General features: G+C 35.8%; 15 protein-coding genes and 6 pseudogenes. 10 read left to right on the top strand and 11 right to left on the bottom strand.

Translation table 11 applies throughout. From position 1 onward, the window contains the following. Positions 1 to 3 precede the first annotated feature (3 nt). From ruvB to OM966_RS03780, 6 genes and pseudogenes are all read right to left on the bottom strand, one after another. A complete protein-coding gene (gene ruvB, locus OM966_RS03810) occupies positions 4 to 984 on the bottom strand; it encodes a Holliday junction branch migration DNA helicase RuvB (RefSeq protein ID WP_264328868.1) in 981 nt (326 codons plus the stop codon). Next, entirely contained in the window at positions 981 to 1,562 is a 582-nt protein-coding gene (gene ruvA / locus OM966_RS03805) for a Holliday junction branch migration protein RuvA (protein ID WP_264329041.1), read from the bottom strand. Before ruvA ends, ruvB begins: the two co-directional genes overlap by 4 nt. An 83-nt stretch (positions 1,563 to 1,645) precedes the next feature. Continuing rightward, positions 1,646 to 1,861 (bottom strand): hypothetical protein, encoded by a 216-nt coding sequence (locus OM966_RS03800; RefSeq protein ID WP_264328867.1) that lies wholly within the window; start codon positions 1,859 to 1,861, stop codon positions 1,646 to 1,648. Between the two features lie 32 nt (positions 1,862 to 1,893). After that, positions 1,894 to 2,842: pseudogene (locus OM966_RS07555) on the bottom strand (IS5 family transposase). Positions 2,843 to 3,062: 220 nt separating this feature from the next. Then, positions 3,063 to 4,169: pseudogene (locus OM966_RS03785) on the bottom strand (aspartate kinase); the annotation flags it as partial. Between the two features lie 150 nt (positions 4,170 to 4,319). Then, positions 4,320 to 5,265 (bottom strand): annotated as a pseudogene (locus OM966_RS03780) (IS481 family transposase); the annotation flags it as partial. A gap of 126 nt (positions 5,266 to 5,391) precedes the next feature. Between OM966_RS03780 and recJ the strand changes: the two are divergent. After that, positions 5,392 to 7,131 carry a single-stranded-DNA-specific exonuclease RecJ gene (gene recJ, locus OM966_RS03775; protein WP_264328865.1) on the top strand — a complete coding sequence of 580 codons (1,740 nt, stop codon included), beginning with the start codon at positions 5,392 to 5,394 and terminating at the stop codon, positions 7,129 to 7,131. Positions 7,132 to 7,149: 18 nt separating this feature from the next. Here recJ and OM966_RS03770 read toward each other — a convergent pair. After that, positions 7,150 to 8,323 (bottom strand): annotated as a pseudogene (locus OM966_RS03770) (NADH-quinone oxidoreductase subunit D). A 274-nt stretch (positions 8,324 to 8,597) separates the two neighbouring features. On the opposite strand from OM966_RS03770, the pseudogene OM966_RS03760 reads away from it, so the two are divergent. The 6 genes and pseudogenes from OM966_RS03760 (at position 8,598) to OM966_RS07345 (ending at position 13,551) form a co-directional block, all read left to right on the top strand. After that, positions 8,598 to 9,777: pseudogene (locus OM966_RS03760) on the top strand (acetylornithine transaminase). Positions 9,778 to 9,865: 88 nt separating this feature from the next. Next, entirely contained in the window at positions 9,866 to 11,149 is a 1,284-nt protein-coding gene (locus OM966_RS03755; protein ID WP_264328862.1) for an HlyC/CorC family transporter, read from the top strand. A 13-nt stretch (positions 11,150 to 11,162) separates the two neighbouring features. After that, positions 11,163 to 11,429 (top strand): DUF2312 domain-containing protein, encoded by a 267-nt coding sequence (locus OM966_RS03750; RefSeq protein WP_064125346.1) that lies wholly within the window; start codon positions 11,163 to 11,165, stop codon positions 11,427 to 11,429. Beyond that, positions 11,422 to 12,087, top strand: coding sequence for a UbiX family flavin prenyltransferase (locus tag OM966_RS03745; RefSeq protein WP_264328861.1), 666 nt, complete (start codon positions 11,422 to 11,424; stop codon positions 12,085 to 12,087). Before OM966_RS03750 ends, OM966_RS03745 begins: the two co-directional genes overlap by 8 nt. Next, positions 12,071 to 12,949 carry a bifunctional methylenetetrahydrofolate dehydrogenase/methenyltetrahydrofolate cyclohydrolase FolD gene (folD, locus tag OM966_RS03740; RefSeq protein ID WP_264328860.1) on the top strand — a complete coding sequence of 293 codons (879 nt, stop codon included), beginning with the start codon at positions 12,071 to 12,073 and terminating at the stop codon, positions 12,947 to 12,949. The genes OM966_RS03745 and folD overlap by 17 nt, the downstream gene beginning before the upstream one ends. 175 nt (positions 12,950 to 13,124) lie before the next feature. Beyond that, positions 13,125 to 13,551 (top strand): annotated as a pseudogene (locus tag OM966_RS07345) (IS630 family transposase). A 47-nt stretch (positions 13,552 to 13,598) separates the two neighbouring features. Here OM966_RS07345 and OM966_RS07340 read toward each other — a convergent pair. Next, entirely contained in the window at positions 13,599 to 13,835 is a 237-nt protein-coding gene (locus OM966_RS07340) for a transposase (RefSeq protein ID WP_405197142.1), read from the bottom strand. Between the two features lie 777 nt (positions 13,836 to 14,612). On the opposite strand from OM966_RS07340, the gene OM966_RS03735 reads away from it, so the two are divergent. Next, a complete protein-coding gene (locus tag OM966_RS03735) occupies positions 14,613 to 15,257 on the top strand; it encodes an alpha/beta hydrolase (protein ID WP_319604711.1) in 645 nt (214 codons plus the stop codon). Positions 15,258 to 15,262: 5 nt separating this feature from the next. After that, the gene (locus OM966_RS03730) at positions 15,263 to 16,072 is read left to right on the top strand and encodes an SDR family oxidoreductase (protein ID WP_264328858.1); all 810 of its coding nucleotides are present in this window, start codon (positions 15,263 to 15,265) and stop codon (positions 16,070 to 16,072) included. Between the two features lie 303 nt (positions 16,073 to 16,375). Here OM966_RS03730 and OM966_RS03725 read toward each other — a convergent pair whose 3' ends face one another. From OM966_RS03725 to OM966_RS03715, 3 genes are all read right to left on the bottom strand, one after another. Beyond that, positions 16,376 to 17,770, bottom strand: coding sequence for a hypothetical protein (locus tag OM966_RS03725; protein WP_264328857.1), 1,395 nt, complete (start codon positions 17,768 to 17,770; stop codon positions 16,376 to 16,378). Between the two features lie 130 nt (positions 17,771 to 17,900). Then, positions 17,901 to 21,203 carry a carbamoyl-phosphate synthase large subunit gene (gene carB / locus OM966_RS03720; protein WP_264328856.1) on the bottom strand — a complete coding sequence of 1,101 codons (3,303 nt, stop codon included), beginning with the start codon at positions 21,201 to 21,203 and terminating at the stop codon, positions 17,901 to 17,903. 86 nt (positions 21,204 to 21,289) lie between these two features. Next, the gene (locus OM966_RS03715) at positions 21,290 to 22,075 is read right to left on the bottom strand and encodes a recombinase zinc ribbon domain-containing protein (RefSeq protein ID WP_264328855.1); all 786 of its coding nucleotides are present in this window, start codon (positions 22,073 to 22,075) and stop codon (positions 21,290 to 21,292) included. 58 nt (positions 22,076 to 22,133) lie between these two features. Between OM966_RS03715 and OM966_RS03710 the strand changes: the two genes are divergently transcribed. Then, positions 22,134 to 22,685: a sigma-70 family RNA polymerase sigma factor gene (locus tag OM966_RS03710; RefSeq protein ID WP_264328447.1), complete on the top strand. Its 552-nt coding sequence runs from the start codon at positions 22,134 to 22,136 to the stop codon at positions 22,683 to 22,685. Positions 22,686 to 22,690 lie beyond the last annotated feature (5 nt).

The raw sequence follows: 22,690 nt of genomic DNA, 5'->3' as shown, positions 1-22,690 counted from the left end.
TGTTTAATGTTGAAAGCTCAAATACTCCTTTGCTTGGTCGGTTAGAACGCGTCCTCTTAGTGTGCGCTTTACAAAACTAATTTTGATTAAATAAGGTTCTACTGTTTCTTCAATATTGCCAACATCTTCGGATAGCGCAATAGATATGGTGTCAATTCCAACATGTCCTGAGGTGTTGAATAAAAATCTTAGATAATGCATATCAAGTTTATTGAGTCCCATTTTGTCTACACCCAATTTTAGCAATACAGAATCAGCGACTTCATAAGTGATTTTTTTATCATCTTTCACTTCAACAAAATCCCTTATTCTTCTGAGTAATCTCAAAGCAATTCTTGGAGTGCCACGTGCACGGCAGGCAATTTCCCGTGCTGCATTTTCTTCAATTTCAGTAGAAAGAACTCTTGCGCCTCTTTTTATAATATTAACCAGTTCTTCAAAAGAATAAAACTCAAGATGCAAGGGAATGCCAAAACGATCTCTGAGTGGCGCAGAAAGTAATCCAAGCCGTGTAGTTGCTCCGATTAACGTAAATGGTGGTAGATCTATCCTTAAAGTGCGAGTAGATGGACCTTCACCTACTAATATGTCCAAGCAAAAATCTTCCATAGCAGTATATAAAACTTCTTCGATGCTGCGATTTAATCTATGGATTTCATCGATAAATAGAACATCTTTTGCATTTAAAGTGGTAAGCACTGCAGCCAAGTCCCCAGCTTTACTAAGTAAAGGACCAGAAGTTGCGCGGAAGCTGACCCTTAATTCTTTAGAAACAATTTGTGCTAAAGTTGTTTTGCCAAGTCCTGGGGGACCATACAATAAAACGTGATCTAAAGCTTCAGTTCTCGTCTTTGCAGCATTTATAAACACTTTTAAATTTTGTATTAAGTCTTTTTGTCCGACAAAATCATCAAGTTGCTCAGGCCTGATGTTGATATTGCGCGCATCTTCAGTATATTCTTTACCGCACGATATTGATTTCATAATGTTGAGAGCTCCTTAAGCGCCATGCGAATAATATCCTTGGTGTCCAGATTTGACGATTCGTCTTGTATTTTTTTTATCGTATCATAAGCTTTCATTTTTTCATACCCAAGATTGATCAATGCTGAAAGGGCATCTTCATTGATTGGATGAAAATTATTGTTATTTATTTCTAATTTACTCACTTTGCCACTTAATTCAGTGATGATTCGATTTATGAGTTTCAGGCCAAGTCCACTCATCTTGAGTGCTACTTTATCTTCATTCATAATTGCCAAAAACAGCTGTTCTGGAGTTAATTTACTCAAAATTGACATTGCAGTTTTATAGCTAACACCGCTTACTTTAACAAGCAACCTCAAGCACTGCTGTTCTTCTTTGCTTATAAAACCATATAGCTGAGCGACATTTTCTCTGTTATTTGCATAGGTTTCGATAAGTAATTTAACTCTACTTCTAATGGAACATGCATTTAAAGTTTTGGCTGAGAGATACACCATATAGCCAACATCATTCACATTCAGGATTATGTGATCACTGCGCACTTCATCAACTATTCCGCTTAGATTTCCTATCATTTTTAGCACTGTATAGGGTTCAGTTTAAATACTCCTGGATCTTAGGTCAAGCAAACAAACATTATAACAGAGAGCCAAGTAGCTCATAGAAACGAAAAACTTCCTTGACACATTTTGCCAACATTTGCCGCTTCAAGTCTATCTGCTATGACTTTTATATACTGATAATCATTATACTCACACCCCGGCACTACCGTTTGAAAGCACAGTTCAATGAATTTTAGAAAGTTTATTTTGTCCATGATATAATGTTGAAAGATGTCATCCGAGTAGCTGACACTGGGATAGCTTTGTTGCATCACACTTTATGAGATGGTGATTTATGGTAAATTCATGTAACTATCTCAAATTTAGCCATACCAATATCAGTGAATTTATTAAGCAAATAGCATTTGATTAGCAGTTCTTTTTCTCGATTTATCTCAGATTTATTCCTAAAACTAAATCCGAATATTTGCTTTAATCTTGAGAAAAACCCTTCAATATAAGATCTTTTCCCATAATTTACTTCTTTTTTCCATTCTTTCATGCCATCTTCACCGTATAATTTTATTAACCTAATAGCAGCATTCCTATCAGACATATAATCTATTTCTGGATGTTCTGCCGCATTGTTTATTGGTAGAATTTTTGTCTTTATATCATATTCGTTACACAACTTATAAAACTTGTGCCTATCACATGCTCTATCTGCATATAGTGCTTTTATGGCGTGCTGAAAATCAACTTCTTTTAGCAAATCACAAGCTCCATAGTGATCAGAGTAGACACCGTTACTGTATTTTACAGCTATGGCTTTTTTGTTGTTTATATTCAACATTACGTGCAATTTTCTCGTTTGCTCATAGCCACGATATTTTCTGTCAGTGCTATTTTCCTTGCTGTGTGTTGTTGTATATACTAATTCCTGTACTGTCTATAGCAATTTCGATATCTTCCATATTATTTTTATCAATTCTGCAATCATTTATCTTAATATTAAGTTTCTTAAACCTTCTTGATGCTTGTGAATAGCTGATAACTGCCAAATCTCTTCCTATTTGTTGCAAATACCCTTTTATAAACCCGACTGTTTGTCTTAAACCAATTCTAAAGAAACTGACGATTATATGCACCAAAATCACAACTTTATCACTATAAATATAGTTGCCGCCCTGCATTTTTGGACAATTCTCGTACCAATTTTCTATGGCTTCATTGATATAACAAAAAATGCTTCCTCTTTCTTGGAGAAATTTGTTATATTCATGGCAGTTACTGACTCTCATTTTTTGTGGCATATTTTTTCTTCAACAGTTAAATGGCTATTTATAATGAATTTTGTCAGTAACTGCCAGTTCTTTTCACTTGAGCAATGCAACAAAGCCATCCCAGTGTCTGGGCACTGGGATGACACCGTCATAAAGGAACCAGTGTCAGCTACTTGGATGACAGGAGAATGACACCCTCCTGGTAGGCCCAAATTGCAATGTTCGTACAGTTGTGGACGTCGAGCCTATCCTAGTGTTGCATATCAAGCTCATACTCAGTATGTAAATCTTTGACCAAAGCTACAACGTATTCTTTTTGAACAATTATACTGATTTTGATTTCGGATGTTGTGATAGCAAGTATTTCTATCTTTTTTTCGCTTAAAACCTTGAGTGTGCGGTGCATCACTTCAGTGTTAGACATAACACCAATACCAATTATTGAAATTTTAGCTACATTATCGTTTATAGCATAATTTTCATTCTTATTCAGTAACTTTTCCATTAAATCAATATCAAATTTGGAGATAACAAAACTTGACCCATGTATCATATCAATTTTAACGTTTGCCCCTACTATATCTCTTAAAGTACGCAAGTTATTTGCAAGGTTAGTGAAAGTTACAAGAGCTTCATTAGTGCTATAAGCTATTCCAGTAATTAAGTATCTCTCTAGTGCATCCCTTTTGTGTAGTACTGTGGTGCCTTCTACTTCTTTAAAAGTGGATAGCACTTGCACTTTAATGTTATGCTTCATTGCAAGTTGTACTGAACGATTATGCAGTATTTTAGCACCAGATGACGACATTTCCAACATTTCATCGTAAGAGATAAATTTGAGCTTGCATGCCTTTGGAACAATTCTTGGGTCTGCTGTATATATTCCATCAATATCAGTAAAAATTTCGCAAGTTCTAACACCAAAGGCTACCGTGAAGGCAACTGCTGATATATCAGAGCCTCCTCTTCCAAAAGTAGTAATTCTATCATCATTTATACCCTGAAAACCAGCGATGATCGCAGCAGTATAACCCTCAGCAAAAGATCTTTTCACACGGTCAATCTTTATTGTTTTTATTTTAGACTCAGAATAAAAATCATCAGTTACAATTGGTAACTGCCAGGCAAGCCACGATTTAGCATTAACTCCGATCGATTGGAGAGTGATAGCTAATAGACCGCAAGAAATTTGTTCTCCTGCTGAAAGCATAACGTCATACTCTGATAACTCTTGTCTGCAACTTAAATTTGAGATTTGCCTAGCCTGAAAAGCCATTTGGTCAGTAAATCCTGCAACAGCAGATACAACAACGATTACATTACAACCTTTCTCAATATCGTTTTTTATCAAATTTGCAACTCGGTTTAAATCAGTTAGCGAAGTCCCACCAAATTTTTTTATGATTATTTTGTCCATAGTTACAATATAACTCTCTTCTGAAGAAAAATATAGTTTTTGTAGAGATAGAGGTTGTCCGGAAACTAGAATTAAGGTAGAGTATAAGATGTATGGTTCCAGAGTGTGATGGTGTGGATCTATTATAAATAATTCAGGAGACTTTGTCAACTGAGAACATATAAATTCAAAAGGTGTAAGACCCCTAAGAGCTTTGAGTCTCTTTGCATAATTGTAGGCCATAACAAAGTCATAAAGATACTCCTTAAGTTGCTGATGCGAACGATAGTAATATTTCTTAACTGTAGCATTCTTTAAAGTTTTATTCATACGTTCAACTTGTCCATTTGTCCAATAATGGCTAACTTTTGTCAGACGATGTTCAATGTTATTTTCTTCACAAACTCTATCAAATATGTGTTGGAAGGCGTATTTATGGCGCTTCTGATTTGTAAATTGTATGCCATTATCTGTAAAAATAGTGTGGATTTTATACGGTAAAATTCTAATTAGATTACCTAAAAACTCAGCAGCTATGGGTTTTGTAGCACTTTTGTGCAACTCAACGTAGGTGAATTTGGATGTTCTATCTATTGCAACAAACAAATACAGCTTTCCTTCTTCTGTTCTAACTTCTGCGATATCAATATGGAAATAGCCTATAGGATATTGTTTGAATTTCTTTCTTGATTTAACTTCACCATCGACATCTGGTAGTCTGCTAATGTTGTGCCTTTGTAAACAACGATGTAAGCTGGAGCGACTCAAATGTGGGATTGAGGTTTGCAAAGCGTAGAGACATTCATCTAATGGCAATAGAGTATGCTTACGAAATGCAACAATTATAGCCTCCTCTTCTAAAGTTAAAACAGTTGATCTTGGATGCTTTGGACCCATACCAGCATCTTTGGTAAATGAGCGTTTTCTCCACTTAATAATAGTTTTTGGTTTAAGGTTATAACACTTGGAGAGTTTTTGCTATGCTCTCTTTACTATTTTGTATTGCTCTACGAATTGTCTCTGTTATTCTGGCGCACCCATGTAATACTTGTCCCATAATTCCTCCCTTGATGGTATTTTTTTCTCACATTTTATCATACCATCACACTCTGGAACTGTGCATCTAATACAATTATAGAACAAGTTTAAAAGTTCTGGTAAAGTAGTTTTATTTACAAAGAATATGCTACTTGAAATTGAAAAGCGCAGCATAACAAATGCATTGTGGAAGTTGCAAGAAGCAGATCAAAGGGAAATCTTAACTCTTATACAGAGATTTGAGTTGCCAGAAGTACTAGCAAGAATATTGGTTACTCGTGGTGTTAACATAGAAAATGCGAGCGACTTCTTATATCCACTAATCAGATCGCTATTACCAGATCCCTTTCACCTTCTTGATATGGATAAAGCTGTTTCTCGTATAATACGGGCAATAAAAAATAATGAAAACATTGCAATATTTGGTGACTATGATGTTGATGGTGCAACGTCGTCAGCATTGATTAACAGGTACCTGAGAGCAATCGATATACACTCTATAATCTACATTCCAGATCGTGTTGATGAGGGCTATGGATTAAACACAGATGCTTTATTACAACTTAAAAAAAACGGGATCGATTTTTGTATTTCCGTTGATTGCGGTACGCTTGCATATCAACCAATAGAAGATGCAAAGGTCTTTGGTCTTGATATTATAGTTGTCGATCATCATCTTGGTACGGAAAAGTTACCAAGCGCCGTAGCAGTTGTTAACCCAAACCGCCTTGATGAAAGCTCTCCTTATACTAACCTTGCAGCAGTTGGAGTGTCATTTCTGCTGATTATTGCTCTTAATAAAAGCCTACGTGAGCAAGGATTTTTTACCAACAAAAAAGAACCAGATTTATTTGATCTGCTGGATTTAGTTGCCCTTGGAACTGTTTGCGATGTTATGCAGATTACAGGCCTCAATAGAGCATTTGTCTCACAAGGATTAAAAGTTATGTCAGCAAGAAAAAACGTTGGCTTGCGTGTTTTATTTGATGCTTTAGGGATCCTTGAAAAACCAAGTGTTTCACGATTAGGGTTTAGTATTGGGCCATGCATAAATGCTGGAGGAAGAATTGGAGAAGCATCGCTCGGTGCAAGGTTGCTTTCCACCGATGATGATGAAGAGGCACATTCAATCGCGCTAAAATTAATAGATTTGAATAATGCAAGGAAAGTGTTAGAAAATGAGGCTCTCTTAGAAGCTACAGCACAAGCGGAAAAATTTGCCCAATTAGGTGTAAATTTTATAATGGTAAGCGGCAACTGGCACCAGGGAATAATCGGTATAATTGCATCGAGGCTAAAGGAGCAGTTTCACTTACCAACAATAGTGATGTCTTTAAACAATGGAATAGGAAAAACAAGCTGTAGATCAATTTTGGGAGTTGATATCGGTGCTGCAGTCCTTTCCGCAAAGTTTACAAATTTAATTATTGAAGGTGGTGGCCATAGTATGGCGGCAGGATTTTCAATTAAAGAAGACAAAATAAATGATTTGCATGATTTTTTTACTGAAAGATTTTCAAACTCTATAAATGAGAAAACTTTAAAAGCTGATAGTATAGTAACTGCTAAAGCAATAAACTTATCTCTGTGGAACCAACTGCAACGCTTGGGACCATTTGGAGTTGGGAATCCTGAACCAAGGTTTATCATTCAGGGAGCAAAGATAAGAAATCCTGAAGTTATAGGAGTTGACCATATAAAATGTTTTATTGCTGATGATAATGTTATGGTAAGAGCTATTGCATTTCGCTCTGCAAATACTCACCTTGGCTCTGCTATCATGCAGGGTAATGTTAAAGCCATTTTGGGTAAAATCTCTATGAATTACTGGAATGGCAATGAATTTGTACAATTTTTAATAGAAGATGTATTGACCATTAGTTGAGTTACTATTTTACAATAATTACCTATCAATCTCACCAAAAACTATATCGAGTGAGCCAATAATTGCTGCAACGTCGGCAAGCATGTGTCCTTTTGCCATAAAATCCAAAGCTTGTAAATGTGCAAAGCCAGGTGCTCTTATTCGGCATCTATAAGGTCTATTGGTACCATCTGAAACTATATACACTCCAAACTCACCTTTTGGTGCCTCAACAGCTGTGTAAGCTTCACCTTTTGGTACGTGATATCCTTCTGAGTAAAGTTTAAAATGGTGAATCAGAGCTTCCATAGATTTTTTCATCTCTGCTCTTGGCGGTGGAGAAATTTTTCTATCTTCAGTTTTTATTGGGCCTCCAGGCATTTTCTCTATACACTGCTTCACCAAGCTAACAGACTGCCTAATCTCTGCCATTCTAACTAGATAACGGTCATAACAATCGCCATTTTGGCCAATAGGTATATCAAAATCTAGCTGATCATATATTTCATATGGCTGGCTTTTTCGCAAATCCCAAGCAAGCCCAGCAGCACGCAGCATTGGTCCACTAAAGCCCCAGTCAAGTGCCTGTTTAATTGATATTTCACTGATTCCTATAGTGCGTTGCTTCCATATCCTATTTTCTGTTAAAAGTTCATCAACATCGTCTATATACTTTGGAAATTGCTCTATAAACTTTGCAATATCCTCAATCAAGCCTTCTGGAACATCTGCTGCAACTCCACCTGGTCTGATGTAAGCTGCGTGAAACCTTGCGCCTGAAGCTCTTTCGTAAAATTCCAGTATTTTTTCTCTTTCTTCAAAGAGCCATAAAAGAGGGGTCATTGCTCCAACATCAAGCGCTTGAGAAGAAACGTTCAGTAAATGATTTAGTATTCTCGTCAGTTCACAAAACAAGACACGTAAATACTTTGCCCTAATTGGAATTTCGCATTGCAACAATTCCTCTACACATAGTGAATACGCATGCTCTTGTGACATTGGTGACACATAGTCAAGGCGATCAAAATAAGGCAAAGCTTGAAGATACGTTTTATGTTCTATTAATTTTTCAGTACCACGATGCAAAAGTCCAATATGAGGATCAGCTCTCTCAACCACTTCGCCGTCCATCTCTAAAACAAGGCGCAACACTCCATGTGCAGCTGGGGTGCTGAGGGCCAAAATTTAACATCATTGTCTTTAGATCGGGCATGTCCAGTAGTTTAAGATATTAAAATTGTATAGGCTAAAGTGCGCTCAAAGTCAATAGACTTCCTGCATAGGCTACAACTGTCATTCAATAGAAACAAAAACTTTTACAATGCTAATAAGTGTTGGTAAAACTAAGTCACTTTAGCTATAGAATGACAAAAAAGGTTTGCATTAGCCAAATTTTTAGTTGAGGTAGCATAAGAGGTTAAAGGAAAAGCTTTGTGTTAATGGATTCATTTCAGGTATAATACAGATAATACCACAATACTTATAAAATGGATCATGTTGTTAATGCGTACAATAGACTTGACACTCCTATAGTTAGGGGAGAAGGGGCATATCTTTTTGACAAAGATGGTAAAAAATATTTAGATTTTGCTGCAGGTATTTCTACAACTTCTTTAGGGCATTGTCATCCATACATTACAGACAAACTGAAAGAGCAATTGAGCTCACTATGGCACTGCTCTAACATTTTCACTATTCCCGAGCAAGAAAGGCTTGCTGACCGTTTAACAACCCTTACTTTTGCAGATAAAGTTTTTTTTCTGCTCAAGTGGGCTTGAAGCAACAGAAGCTGCAATTAAGTTTATTCGTCGTTACTTTTATTCAAAAAGGCAAGCAAAACGTAATCGTATTGTTACAATTGAAGGAGGGTTTCATGGCCGCAGTATTGCTGCAATTTCTGCTGGAAGCAGTGAAAAATCACGCGAAGGTTTTGCTCCGCTTCTTTCTGGTTTTGATAAAGTGCCAAGAAATGACATTAAAGCTTTGGAGAAAAAAATCAGCAATGAAACAGCTGCTGTGTTTTTAGAGCCCATACAAAGCGAAGGCGGAGTATATCCACTAGACGTAGAATATCTTCAAAAAGTAAGGAAAATAACAAAAGCTCAAGGGATAATTTTGTGCTTTGATGAAGTGCAATGCGGATATGGACGCATCGGTTCTTTATTTTATTATCAAAATGTCGGCATTGAACCTGATATGCTAACCTGTGCAAAAGCTATGGGTAACGGTTTTCCTCTAGCTGCATGTTTAGTAAAAGATTACATAGCAGAAGCAATCACTCCAGGAACTCATGGATCAACCTATGGTGGCAATCCACTTGCCATGACTGTTGGTAATGCAGTGCTCGATATAATGCTAAAAGAAGGCTTTTTTGATCATGTTAAGAGAATTAGTAAATATTTAAAAGAAAAGCTGTTGCCTTTAGCTAAAGAATTTCCTGAGATGATTTCAGAAGTTCGTGGAGAAGGGTTACTAATGGGAATAGAACTAGCAACTCCTGTAGCTGATAAAGTTATTAGTCGATCTCTTGATAAAGGTTTAATAATAACTAGGGTTTCAAACAACAAAGTAGTAAGGATAACCCCACCACTTATCATTGAGGATGAGAATGTGAACGCAGCGTGTAATATGCTTTATGATTTGTTTTTTAAGATTAAAGATATATAAAATTTGGCAATATAAATTCAGGCTTGCAAATACCTCTCATAACATATAAAATTAATTTTATTTTTTATCACAATAACATCGTACTTTAATGGATTGGTTATTGGTCTTAGTATCATCAGCAATTTTTATTTTGTTAATTTTATCGTTTTTGTTCTCAGGAGCAGAAATAGGCTTAACCTCAATTAGCCGTTCTCGAGTTAATAAGCTAAAGCTAGACGGTAACAAAAGAGCCAGGATAATAGGCCGCTTATTAAATAAGAAAGAATTGACAATAGGAACAGTATTGCTCGGCAATACAATTATTAATATTACTTGCTCTGCTTTATTTACAGCAATATTTATCAATCTTTTTGGAAATGAAGGCATTCTCCTATCAACAATTATAATGACATTTTGTATTTTATTATTCTGCGAAGTTCTACCAAAAACTTATGCTATTCAAAATCCTGAAAAATTTGCATCATTTTCTGCTTATTTTGTATTGTTTTTTGTAAAGATTTTTTCTCCATTGACGCTAGGTATTCAATTTATTGTTAACCTCATCCTGAAATTATGTGGGCTGCATAAAGATAAGGAAGTAATATCTGCAGCGGATGCAATGCGTAATATGATTACTCTTCACCGCAGTGAAGGAACTATGTTACAACAGGATTTAGATATGCTAAGCAGCATACTTGATTTGGCTGAGACAGAAATATCACAAATTATGACCCATAGAAGAAATTTATTTTCTCTTGATATAAATCGAAGTAAAGAAGAGTTAATAAGGGAAATTTTAACTAGCAGTCATAGTAGGATACCTTTATGGCAAAAAGAACCAGATGATATTATCGGTGTAATTCACGTGAAGGGTCTAATAAATGCCTTGCGTGAAAAGAATAATAAAGCGGAAGAAGTTGACATTACCCAAGTTATGTCAAAGCCTTGGTTTATACCAGAAAGTACACCGCTCAGCGTGCAACTTCATAACTTCCGTAAGAACAGGAAACACCTTGCATTTGTTATTGATGAGTATGGAGCACTGCAGGGAATTGTAACTCTTGAGGACATACTGGAAGAAATAGTTGGAGAAATTTCGGATGAACATGATTTGATCATGGAGAATTTCATAAAGAAAATATCTGACAATATGTATCACATAGAAGGAAAATCTACTATTAGGGACATTAACAGGCAGTTACACTGGAATCTCCCTGATGAAGAAGCTACAACTCTAGCAGGTATGATTGTGAATGAAATAGAGCGCATTCCTGACAAAGGCGAGGAGTTTTCCATGTATGGTTTTCGCTTTAAGATTTTAAAAAAAGATAAAAATATTATTACTGTTGTTGAAGTGCAAGTAAAAACTGGTAATACTAGTAGCAGCAATTAATTAGTGGAGTTTCATGGAAGATACAGTAAAAATAACGGCTGAAGAGTTGAAGGGTTACATAGAGAGAATCGAAAAACTTGAACAAGAAAAGAGGGATGTGCAAGATCACATTCGTGATGTATATGTAAAAGCCGCAGATGAAGGTTGGGATATAAAAGTGATGAAACAAATTATTAGGCTGAGGAAGATGGATGATGATGACAGAGAGGAACAGGAAATATTGCTTGATACCTATAAACGTGCATTGGGAATGAGCTACGAAGAAGAGTTAAGTGAATAGCAGAATTGTAATTGGAATAAGTGGAGCATCTGGTTCTATTTACGGTGTACGTATTTTAGAGGCGTTAAGAAATATTAGTATATCTCTTATCCCTGTCATCCGAGTAGCTGACACTGGGATCCAGGGAAAAAGAAATATAGATTCCAGCGTCACGCGCTGCAAATTTGGTTATGAAACTCATTTAGTGATAAGTCGTGCTGGAAAAATAACTCTAGCTCATGAGATTAAAGAAAAACTTGAAGATATTACATCACTTGCAGATTTTTACTATTCTGAAGAAAAAATAGGAGAAAAAATAGCAAGTGGCTCATTTAAAACCTCAGGAATGATTGTAGCACCATGCTCTATGAAGACAATGTCTGAAATTGCATCAGGTGTTACTTCCAATCTATTGACAAGGGCTGCAGATGTAACGCTAAAAGAAAGAAGAAAATTAATTCTTATGGTGCGAGAGTCACCACTACATCTTGGGCATTTACAAAATATGTTAAAATTAACGGAGATGGGAGCAATAATTGCTCCACCAGTGCCTGCTTTCTATATTAAACCAAAATCGTTGGATGATATTATTAATCATTCTGTTGGCAAAGTATTGGATTTATTTGATATCAAATTACCTGACTTTAAGGAGTGGCAAGGAAGTGACAATTATTATTGATGGTAAAAAAATAGCAAACGACCTATGTGAGAGGCTATCACAAAAAATTGATATTTTAAAGAGAGAGTATAACATTTTTCCTTGCCTGAAAGTAATTCTCGTGGGCAGCAATCCAGCAAGTCAGGTTTATGTTCGCAACAAACAGAAAAAAGCAGAATCAATAGGCATAAGTTCTGAGACCATTGTTTTGCCTAATAATATTTCAGAAGATGAATTGATTGAAAAAATCAATGAGTTAAATGAAGATCGATCTGTGCATGGCATTTTAGTACAGTTGCCTTTACCAAATCATATTAGTGCAAGCAGAGTAATTAACGCAGTAAGTATTGAAAAAGATGTAGATGGCTTCCACGATGAAAACGTTGGTAGATTAGTTAAAGGTGAAAAAAACTGCCTTATACCTTGCACTCCTAAAGGTTCTTTGCATTTAATTAAATCAATTGAAGAGAACCTTTCCGGTAAAAACGCAGTGGTGATTGGTAGGTCAAATATCGTGGGCAAGCCAATGTTTCACCTATTGCTGCAGGAAAATTGCACTGCTACCATCTTGCACTCACAGAGTAAAGATTTAGCTGAATATTGCTCTAAAGCGGATATAGTAGTTGCAGCAGTCGGAAAGCCAAATTTTGTTCAAGCAGACTGGATAAAGAAAGGTGCAATAGTGATCGATGTTGGCATAAATAGTGTTAATGTAGGAGAGCTTGTAGGTGATGTTGACTTTGAGGGAATAAAAGGGAAAGTCAAAGCTATTACCCCAGTACCCGGAGGCGTTGGCCCAATGACAATTGCATTTCTAATGATGAACACTGTTATTGCTGCTTGCTTGCAGAAGGGAGTTGATGCTTCTAATTTCATTAGTTGAGGTATGAAGAGGAAAGCTATATGAAGATAGAATGTACCACATCTCACAATTAATAAAAAATTGAGATTTTTGAAATTCCTCAGTAGTCAAATTTATTAAATATTTAGGATCATCATCTATTCTTTTTTCTCTACAAGTATAGTGTTTTCAAAAGCGAATGATAAAGGTATAATATATTCTATACCGAGAATATGCACAAGCTCCAAGAGGAGAAAAAATATATGCTGATGTTCCAGGAAAAAAGCGGGAAAGAGTGAGTATAATAGGTGGATGGATTAAAAAGAAGTTTATTGCACCAATGACCTTCACAGGAGGGTGTAATAAAGATGTATTTAATGTATGGTTAGAGCGAACCACAATTGCAGCGTAATACAACCATAGTTATGGATAATGCTACATTCCATAAAACTCCCAAAACAAAGTCATTAATAGAGTCTTTTGGCTGTCATTTGCTTTATCTTCCAACATATTCACCTGATCTAAATCCGATAGAGCATTGTTGGCACACCATCAAAAGTCGCCTCAGACCTCTAATGCATCAATGTACAGACTTACACCTTTTAGTTGGTAATACCATTTTAGACGTTTATCATTCGTTTTAGAAAATACTATACTTGTAGAGAAAAAAGAATAGATGATGATCCTATAGCTAACCCAAGAAAGGGTTACCTGAATACTGAAAAACAAAATCAATAGCAGAATTGATATCAGGCCAAAAGCTTGGCAGCGCTTTTTTTATGGCATGCTTGATGGCAAACCAGAACTTCTCAATTGGATTTAAATCAGACGAGTATGGCGGCAAAAATAAAACTTTACATCCAACACTTTCTATTAATTCTTTCGTCTTGTCAGACTTATGAAAACTCGCATTGTCAAACCTAGCCAGGTTTTAATATTGGCATAAGCCTATTTTCAACATACGCTTCAAAAAGCTCACTGTTGCAATATCCCTCATGGTGCCTCTTCACTTAGGGCTCCAATTATTTCTTCCTTTGTATCCTGGTTTCTCCGCAAATAGCCCTTTTCCTCTTCGAGACCATCCATATTCATAAAATTCGTTGTCTTCTATATCTGATTCATCTATGAATACTAAATTTTCTTCATTTATTTCTGCTACCTTTTGTATGACTTCCTTTTGTTTTCCTTCATCCCTTTCCTGGTAGAGAAAAGTTTTTTTTATACATATAGTTCACTTTTTTAAGGTAGTTATATACTTTGTCTTTGCACATATTGCCAAATTTTTCAATTATCTTTTCAACTCTGATTTTCATCTAGAAATTCGACAAAGCTATCTAAGTCTTTAATTTTATGACTATGCCCCTTTTGATAGCCTGAAGATGGTTTTATGTTTCCTGTTTCTTCTCTTCTTTTCCTCCACCGATATATTGTTTTTCTATCAATTTTGAACATCTTCCTCCATAGTCATTTTTTTCTCGTCTACTACTTTCAAAACACATTCCCTCAGATCATCACTTTGGCATCATTCTACCTTATCCAAAGCCATTTTATACCTTTTTATCCCTTCTGAGGTAACCTTTTTTCAGTTAGCTATAGGTATAAAATAATGGAGTATGTCTCTCCATCATTCAACAGCAATCACAGTATGTTTTTACAAATTTGCAAATTAGTGTTAAATAAAAATATAGATGCAAAAGGAAAAGAAATGATTGAACTTAAAGGCCAAGAAATTTGTGCAGGCGGAAATAAGAAAAATTTGATTATTTTTTTACATGGTTGGGGCTCAAGTGGCGATAATTTCATTCACCTTGCTAAAGTTATGAGCAAGTTTTTACCCGAGTCATATTTTGTAGCACCCAATGCTCCGTTTGAAAGAGAAATAGGTGATGGTTATCAGTGGTTCAGCTTGGAAAATCGTAGTGAGGAAGCGCTATATAATGGAGTAAAAAATGCTACATCAATTGTAAATCATTTCATTGATACAAAATTAAAGGAGCTTAATTTAAAAGATACGCAACTTTCTTTGGTTGGATTTTCTCAAGGAGCAATGCTTGCAATACATACAGCTCTCACCCGCTCTCAATCCTGTGCATCAGTTGTTGCATACTCTGGTAGGTTTCTTTCACCTTCAAAAACTGCACCAGAGATCAAGTCAAAACCTAACATATGTGTTATCCATGGTGATGCTGACGACGTGGTACCTTTTTCGTCCCTCGACTTAGCGGTTAAAGCTTTGAAAGAAAATGGAATAAATGTTGAAGGGCACCCAATTCATGGATTAGGGCATATTATTAATGAAGAGGGGATAAAATTAGGAGTAGAATTTATCAAGAAGAATTTTAAAAATTAATTTTCATGCACTTGTTTTGCTTTGGTTATGGATATGTGGCTAAATTTTTATCGAAAAAACTGCTGAACTTAGGTTGGAAAGTCAGTGGCACATCAAGAAGTAAAAATATACAAAATGTAATCCTCTTTAATTATGAGAAAGTTAGTCAAGATCTGCTTAAAAGCGCAACGCAAGTTTTAATTTCTATTCCTCCAGATGGTGATGATGTTATGGAGAGATATGGTGATTGCCTGCAAAATGTTAAATGGTTTGGTTATTTGTCTGCAACTAGCGTTTATGGTGATTACTCTGGTAATTGGGTGAATGAGGAATCTGAAACAAAACCTATAGAAATCAGAGGAGAAAAGCGCCTTAGATCTGAAAAGAAGTGGCTGAATAGCAAACTGCCTGTACATATTTTTCGTTTAGCTGGAATATACGGTCCTGGTAGGAACGTGTTAATTGACTTGCAGCTTGGCAAAGCAAAAAATGTGAAAAAAGAAGGGCATTTTTTTTCTCGTATTCACGTTGAAGATATATCGAACATTCTATTTTCTTCCATGCAAAACATAAAACCTGGTGAAGTATACAATTGTGCAGATGATTTACCCACTACACAATCTGAAGTGATAATGTATGCAGCCAAACTCCTCAATGTTAGTCCTCCAGAGCCAATTTTGGTTTCTTCCTTACCAGATTATGCACAGAGTTTTTATTTAGGGTCAAAAAAAGTAAGTAATGTTAAAATTAAAAAAGATCTTAATGTCTCTCTAATTTATCCTAACTATAAGGTGGGATTAGAGAGTTTGCACGTAAAAAAACTGAAATCACATTAGAATGAAGTAGATAGACCTATTGTTTAGTTGTATCCGTTCAGCAAAGTGGCAAAATAGGTAGGCGAGATAAACCAAAAAGATAATCATCAAGAAAAAAGTAAGTTTACAACAAATGGTGTCATTCCAGTGCTTGACACTGGAATCCAGCCTTTCCATAATCATCAAAACATTGTATTTTAACGTAAAACAGCTATTTTTATGCTCACCAACTTAATAAAATTCCTAGATCCCAGTGTCTGGACACTGGGATGACAAAGGAGAGCAGTGTCAAGCACTGATCACTTTTGCTTCAATATTTGCACATTAGCCATGCCTTGAATCAATACGTTTAGTTCTGTAATTGTGTCCGTTCAGACGAATGTTCTCTAGGTAAGATTGTGGAGTATTTGTTGCAGCATTTGGCTGTTCAATTACGCTAGTTGGTATAATACTTCTATTTCTTTCAAAATTTCCATCTCGTATAGCTTCCAGAACGCTTTTTCCTCCTAAAAGACAGTTTTCTCCTAAACTTTTCCCCTTATCTTCTAACTCGTTAAGCCTTGCTTCGCTCTCCTTATCAATCTTTACTTCTATTTCATTACTATTTTCCTTAGGATTTAGATGAATACTGATTTTTCCTGCTTCACTATCACAAGATAATGTTACACCTTGCTTACAAACATCCAGATAATTTCTTTTTCCTTTGTCGCTTTCAACTCTTACTATACTTTTCCCAATTTGCAGTATACCAACTCTTAAGTTTAAACCTTTATTCTTTTCATTGCTTAGGATTTTTGCAACTTCAACAGTACTATCTTGTGGATATTTTATACAAAAGCACTCATTATCTATCTCTACTTTTAATTCTAATTTGTCCTTTTGAGCTTGCTCATTTTTGTTTACAATACTTTCATATCCTACATTTTTTAGATCGTTTTCAATTTCCTTACGTTGTGCAAAGAGATCATTTACATAATCAGAATCAGAAGTTACATGTCCTAGCTCACCACCATCGAAAAGACCTCTTTCTACTTTCCCACCTTTTAACAATAAATCCCTAATGGTGTTTCTTATGATTTCTGAATTATCATCTTCCAGTGCTTCATTCGTGTTGTCATCATCTTGATCTTCATTGTTACAGGAAACATCCTGACCTCTCAATGCATGCGCTTTACTGCTAGGGCATAGGCCTTCATTCTTAATAACATCTATTATTTCTTCAAATATCAAATTTGTTACAGTTCTATAACGATCACCATAACATGAATTTAGTCTTGTCCCTTTCCCTAAATATTTATTTTTTATGTATTGAATAAGCCTTAAAGCACTTCCTTTGTTATTTTCTTCTTCCACCTTTTTCATCTCCTTACAAAATTCATCAATCAGCTTCTCTTCATTTTTAGTTAATGGTATTTCTAGATCCATTAAAAGTGAGCCACTTTCCGAAAAACAAGAATAATCTGAACTACAGCTCGAATTTGAGTCCCAATCACTTGATTCAGTATAAGGCGTCTGATTACCATCAGCGGAACTATCATCTGAATCATGATCACTAGAGTTCTGTAGTCGATTATCACTTTCGTGTTCATCTGTTTTGTTTGACAAATCATTTTTGGCAAAGTTATACTTTTGATTAAGAGAGAACTTCGTCGGATCTTCTATATCACTTTCAAGAATTTGTTGGTCTATTATTTGTTGCTTTTTTATCTCATAAGTCATGTTATATAACCATTACCCATTAATTTTTTGATAAATACTATCATACATAGGCAAGTCAGTAAAGAAATTTAACTTACATTACTCTACCACGATTTCGAGATAGAGGAATGAATTATTTTAGTTTTGATATTTAAACGTTTTGTATCTGCTGTAATGATTTCACTTCCAATTTGCTATTCTTTACATATTGAATTGCAAGCACTAACGCTTTACTCCCAGAAGCTGTGGTGCTATAAGCTATATTTTGCAAAATAGCAGTTCTCCTGATATCTTTGCTATCTGAGACTGATTTCACACCTTTTGAAGTATTGATTACTAGATTTATTTTTCCATCTTTGAGCATATCAACTATGTGGGGTCTGCCTTCTCTCACTTTATTTACAGCTCTTGCAGCAATGCCGTTATTATTCAGATATAAAGCTGTGCCTTTGGTTGCATATATTTCAAAACTCAGTTCTTTCAACATTCGTGCAACAGGCAATATATACTCTTTATCATCATCTTTTACTGAAACCAGAGCTGTTCCTTCTATTGGTAACTTGTATCCTGCAGCCATGTGCGTTTTTGCAAGTGCAGCTTCAAACGATGAGTCAATTCCCATTACTTCTCCTGTTGATTTCATTTCAGGACCAAGTAGAGTGTCAATTCCCGAAAAGCGCGTGAATGGAAAAACAGCAGCTTTAACTGCAAAATGATTGAAAGGCTTGTTTTCCTGATTCAATTTTTTACCCAAAATAACCTGAACGGCAAGCTTTGCAATAGGAATATTGATTACCTTGGAAATAAAAGGAACGGTTCGACTAGCTCGTAAATTTACTTCAAGTATGTATACATCACTCTCTTGAACAGCAAACTGAATGTTTATCAGACCTTTCACTTCTAGTGCAAGAGCTATTCTTTCAGTTTGGAGCTCGATCTCTTTTATTACTTCTTCACTCAATGTATTTGTCGGTATTGAGCATGTTGAATCGCCAGAGTGGATACCAGCTTCTTCAATATGCTCCATGACCGCTGCAATGAAAACTTTTTTCCCATCACACACAGCATCAACGTCAACCTCAACTGCATTGACTAAAAATTTATCAAGAAGCAGCGATCCGTGTTCAAAAATTTTGGTTTGATTCAAGACATACTCTTTAAAGCTCTGAGTATCGTGTCTAATCGACATAGACTGACCGCCGAGGACATATGATGGCCTGACTACTAGTGGAAACCCCACCTTTTCTGCGTTGGTTAACGCTTCTTTTACTGAATGGCAGATAGAACTTTCAGGTTGTTTTAAATTAAGTTGCAAAGCAAGGTTTTTAAACCTCATGCGATCTTCTGCAAGGTCAATAGAATCAAACGAAGTTCCCAGAATTTTGAAACCTCTCTCGTTAAGCACTTTGGCTAACTTTAAAGGTGTTTGACCACCTATTTGAACTATTACACCAACCAGTGTGCCATTTTCTTGCTCTTTAATTAGTATTTCAAGCACATCCTCTGCAATCAGTGGGGCGAAATATAAACGATCAGCGGTATCATAATCAGTTGAAACGGTTTCTGGATTACAGTTGATCATTATTGTTTCATACCCCATTTCTTTGGCGGCAGAAGCTGCATGTACGCATGCATAATCAAACTCAATACCTTGACCAATGCGATTTGGACCACTTCCTAAAATGACAACCTTTTCTCGGTCAGAAACATCTGCTTCGCACTCCATTCCCTCTGTCATCCGAGTAGCTGACACTGGGATCCATTCTTCCTTATCTCTGGATTCCAGCGTCACGCGCTGGAATGACATCATTGTGTTACCCTCATAACAGCCATACATATAAGCAGTGCTCGATTCAAATTCAGCTGCACAGGTGTCTACACGCTTATAAACTTGTTTAATGCCAAATTTTTTTCTTATTTCTTCAATTTGCTCTATTTTCTTATTGCTTAATTTTGCCAATCTTGCATCTGAAAACCCCATTTTTTTCAGCTCTAACATTTCATATGCAGTCTCAGGAAGGCCGTTTTCCTTGATTTTCTGTTCAGCTAATATAACTTGCTGTATATTCTGCAAAAACCATAAGTCATATCCTGTAATCGAGTTTATTTCTTCTATGCTTATTCCATGACGCATTGCGTCAGCAGCAATCAGCAATCTGTTTGGTAGCAATTTTGCTAATTGAGATCTGATGTGATCAATATCAGTATTTTCAGGAAATACTTCATTAAGTCCCGTAAGCCCAGTTTCAAGCGAGCGAAAAGCTTTCTGCAGCGACTCATTAAAAGTGCGGCCGATCGACATCACTTCCCCCACTGATTTCATGGAAGTTGATAGTTCACAATTCGTCCCCTTAAACTTCTCAAATTCAAAACGAGGAATTTTAGTGACGATGTAATCAATCACTGGTTCAAATGCAGCAGGTATAACTGGAGCGCAATCATTACGTATTTCATCGAGCGAATAGCCAATAGCAAGTTTAGTTACAACTTTTGCAATAGGATAACCTGTTGCTTTTGAAGCAAGTGCAGAAGAGCGAGAAACCCTTGGATTCATTTCAATCACAACGAGGCTTCCATCTTCTTTAGGGTTCACTGCAAACTGAACATTTGCACCACCGGCACTAATATCAATTTCTCTTAGCACTGCTATAGATGCATTTCTCATCTGTTGGTATTCTACGTCACGCAGAGTCAAAGCAGGAGCAACTGTGATACTATCTCCGGTGTGCACTCCCATTGGATCAACATTTTCTATTGAACACACTATTATACAGTTATCTTTGCAGTCACGGATAACTTCCATTTCATATTCTTTCCAGCCGATAATTGATTCATCTATCTGAACTTCATTTATTGGTGAAATTTTTAGAGCACTTTCTGCAATATTGAAAAACTCCTCTTTATTGTATGCTATGCCGCTACCTGCACCACCAAGGGTGAATGACGAGCGGATGATCGCTGGTAAACCAATGTAATCCAAAGCCTTTCTTATTTGTTCTTGATTTTTTATAATGATACTTTTGGGGTATTTTAGCCCTATTTTATCCATGGACTGACGGAATAACTCTCTATCCTCTGCTTTTTTTATTGCTTCTCTATTTACCCCTATTAATTCTACATTGTATTTGTCTAACACTCCATCATCTGCAAGTTTTATTGCGCAATTGAGTGCTGTTTGCCCGCCCATTGTTGGCAATATTGCATCTGGCATCTCCTTAATTATAATTTTCTCTATGATTTCAAGCAGTACCGGCTCAATATAAGTTGCATCAGAAAACTCAGGATCTGTCATTATAGTTGCGGGGTTGGAGTTAACCAAAATGACTTTATAACCTTCACTTTTTAATACTTTACAGCTTTGCGTTCCGGAATAATCAAACTCGCATGCCTGACCTATAACTATTGGGCCTGCTCCTATTACTAATATAGATTCTATATCTGTGCGTTTTGGCATAATTACAATAACGATTTCTGTTCAAATAATGTTACCAATCTTTTCTGTATATGTGAATTTTTATTAAACCTATTAGCTAACTACTTTTAGGCTTGACGCATAACTGTACGAACATTGTGATTTGAGTCCACTAGGAGGGTGTCATCCAAGTAGCCTTCTTCTCCTGTCATCCCAGTGCCCAGACACCTTAGACAATCTGCCAACTTCTGATTTTGTCCATTCTGGGCAGGATTGTTGAATTCTCTGATCTTAAATACTACATTTACTTCATCAAGATCAATGTTGACTTCTTTTACTAATGTCCTAATAAGACTACGTTTAGCTTGCCAATCCAGGTGTTCCAATTCCGATTTAACACTAGAATAAAAGCCCTTTATGCTATTTGTAATAAGATTCATTTTCTGCTGTAGTCCCTTTTGATCAATCACCTTTTTCTTCTCTCCTTCAATCTCTTTTAAACGTTCCTTCATTTTTTTCATTGCCTGCTTAAAGTCTTCCTTACTTATATATTTTTCCTCACTTGTATTCTCTTGAATATAATAATCATTTATAAGTTCTTTAATATTTTGTTTTAATTGACTCTCACGTCTTGCAAACCTTTCATCTAATAATTCATTCTTATGTTCTGAAATTCTACATTGATACTCCTTTACCATCCTATCTGGATTTTTTAATACACTTTTTACTTCTTCCCACACACCTGTTTCTAACACTTCTCCACGAATAGATCTGTTAGTGCATACCTTATTCCCGTAAAAATTTCTTGTACCCAGGCAAGTGTAATAAGTATACACAATCTTTTTTTCTTTGCTGTAATTTCGTCTTCCGCAGTAAGCACGTCCACAATACTTACACACAACTAGCTTTTGCAACAGGTATCAGTCCCCGAAAACGATCACTCTTGAAGAAGTTAATTATTCAAGAAAAATTATGAAATCGCAGAACTCTTACTCGGGAATTAATCCTATAGTTGTTAAGTACGTAAAGTATTATGTAAAATATCTTAAACGCCTTAAATGTTTTGCCGATGAAAGTATTGAAGATATTGAACAAGAACTTTTTTTACTTGTTTGGTCAACAATTATTCAATATGACGAGAGTAAAAGTTGTTTTGTCGCTTTTGTTAAACAACTCGTTAAGTGCCGTGCCATTAACTTAGTGTATAGGCAATCATGCGAAAAGCGTGGTGGCAAACAAGGTATATTATATATAGATCATACTATTTTAGATAACATTGCTGATGAAAGGTGCCGTTTTGAAGATGAAATAGCAGACCGTAGTGATCTTGATTACATTGTCTCAACACTACCTCAAGAATGGCAAGTTCTATGCAGACAGCTAGAAATCTTCAGTGTTCCAGAAGTAGCTGAAATACGTGGAATAGCAAGGACAACAGTCTATGACATTCTCAGAAGAATAAGACGACATACAAAAAAAAGTTTTCTAGAACCTCCGACAACAGAGAACCATTCCGGTATATAAAACAT

Origin of the sequence: Wolbachia endosymbiont (group A) of Andrena hattorfiana (assembly GCF_947179565.1) — a bacterium.
GTDB lineage: Bacteria > Pseudomonadota > Alphaproteobacteria > Rickettsiales > Anaplasmataceae > Wolbachia.
Note: the sequence above shows the minus strand (reverse complement) of the source record. Positions and strands in the feature narration are given on the sequence as shown.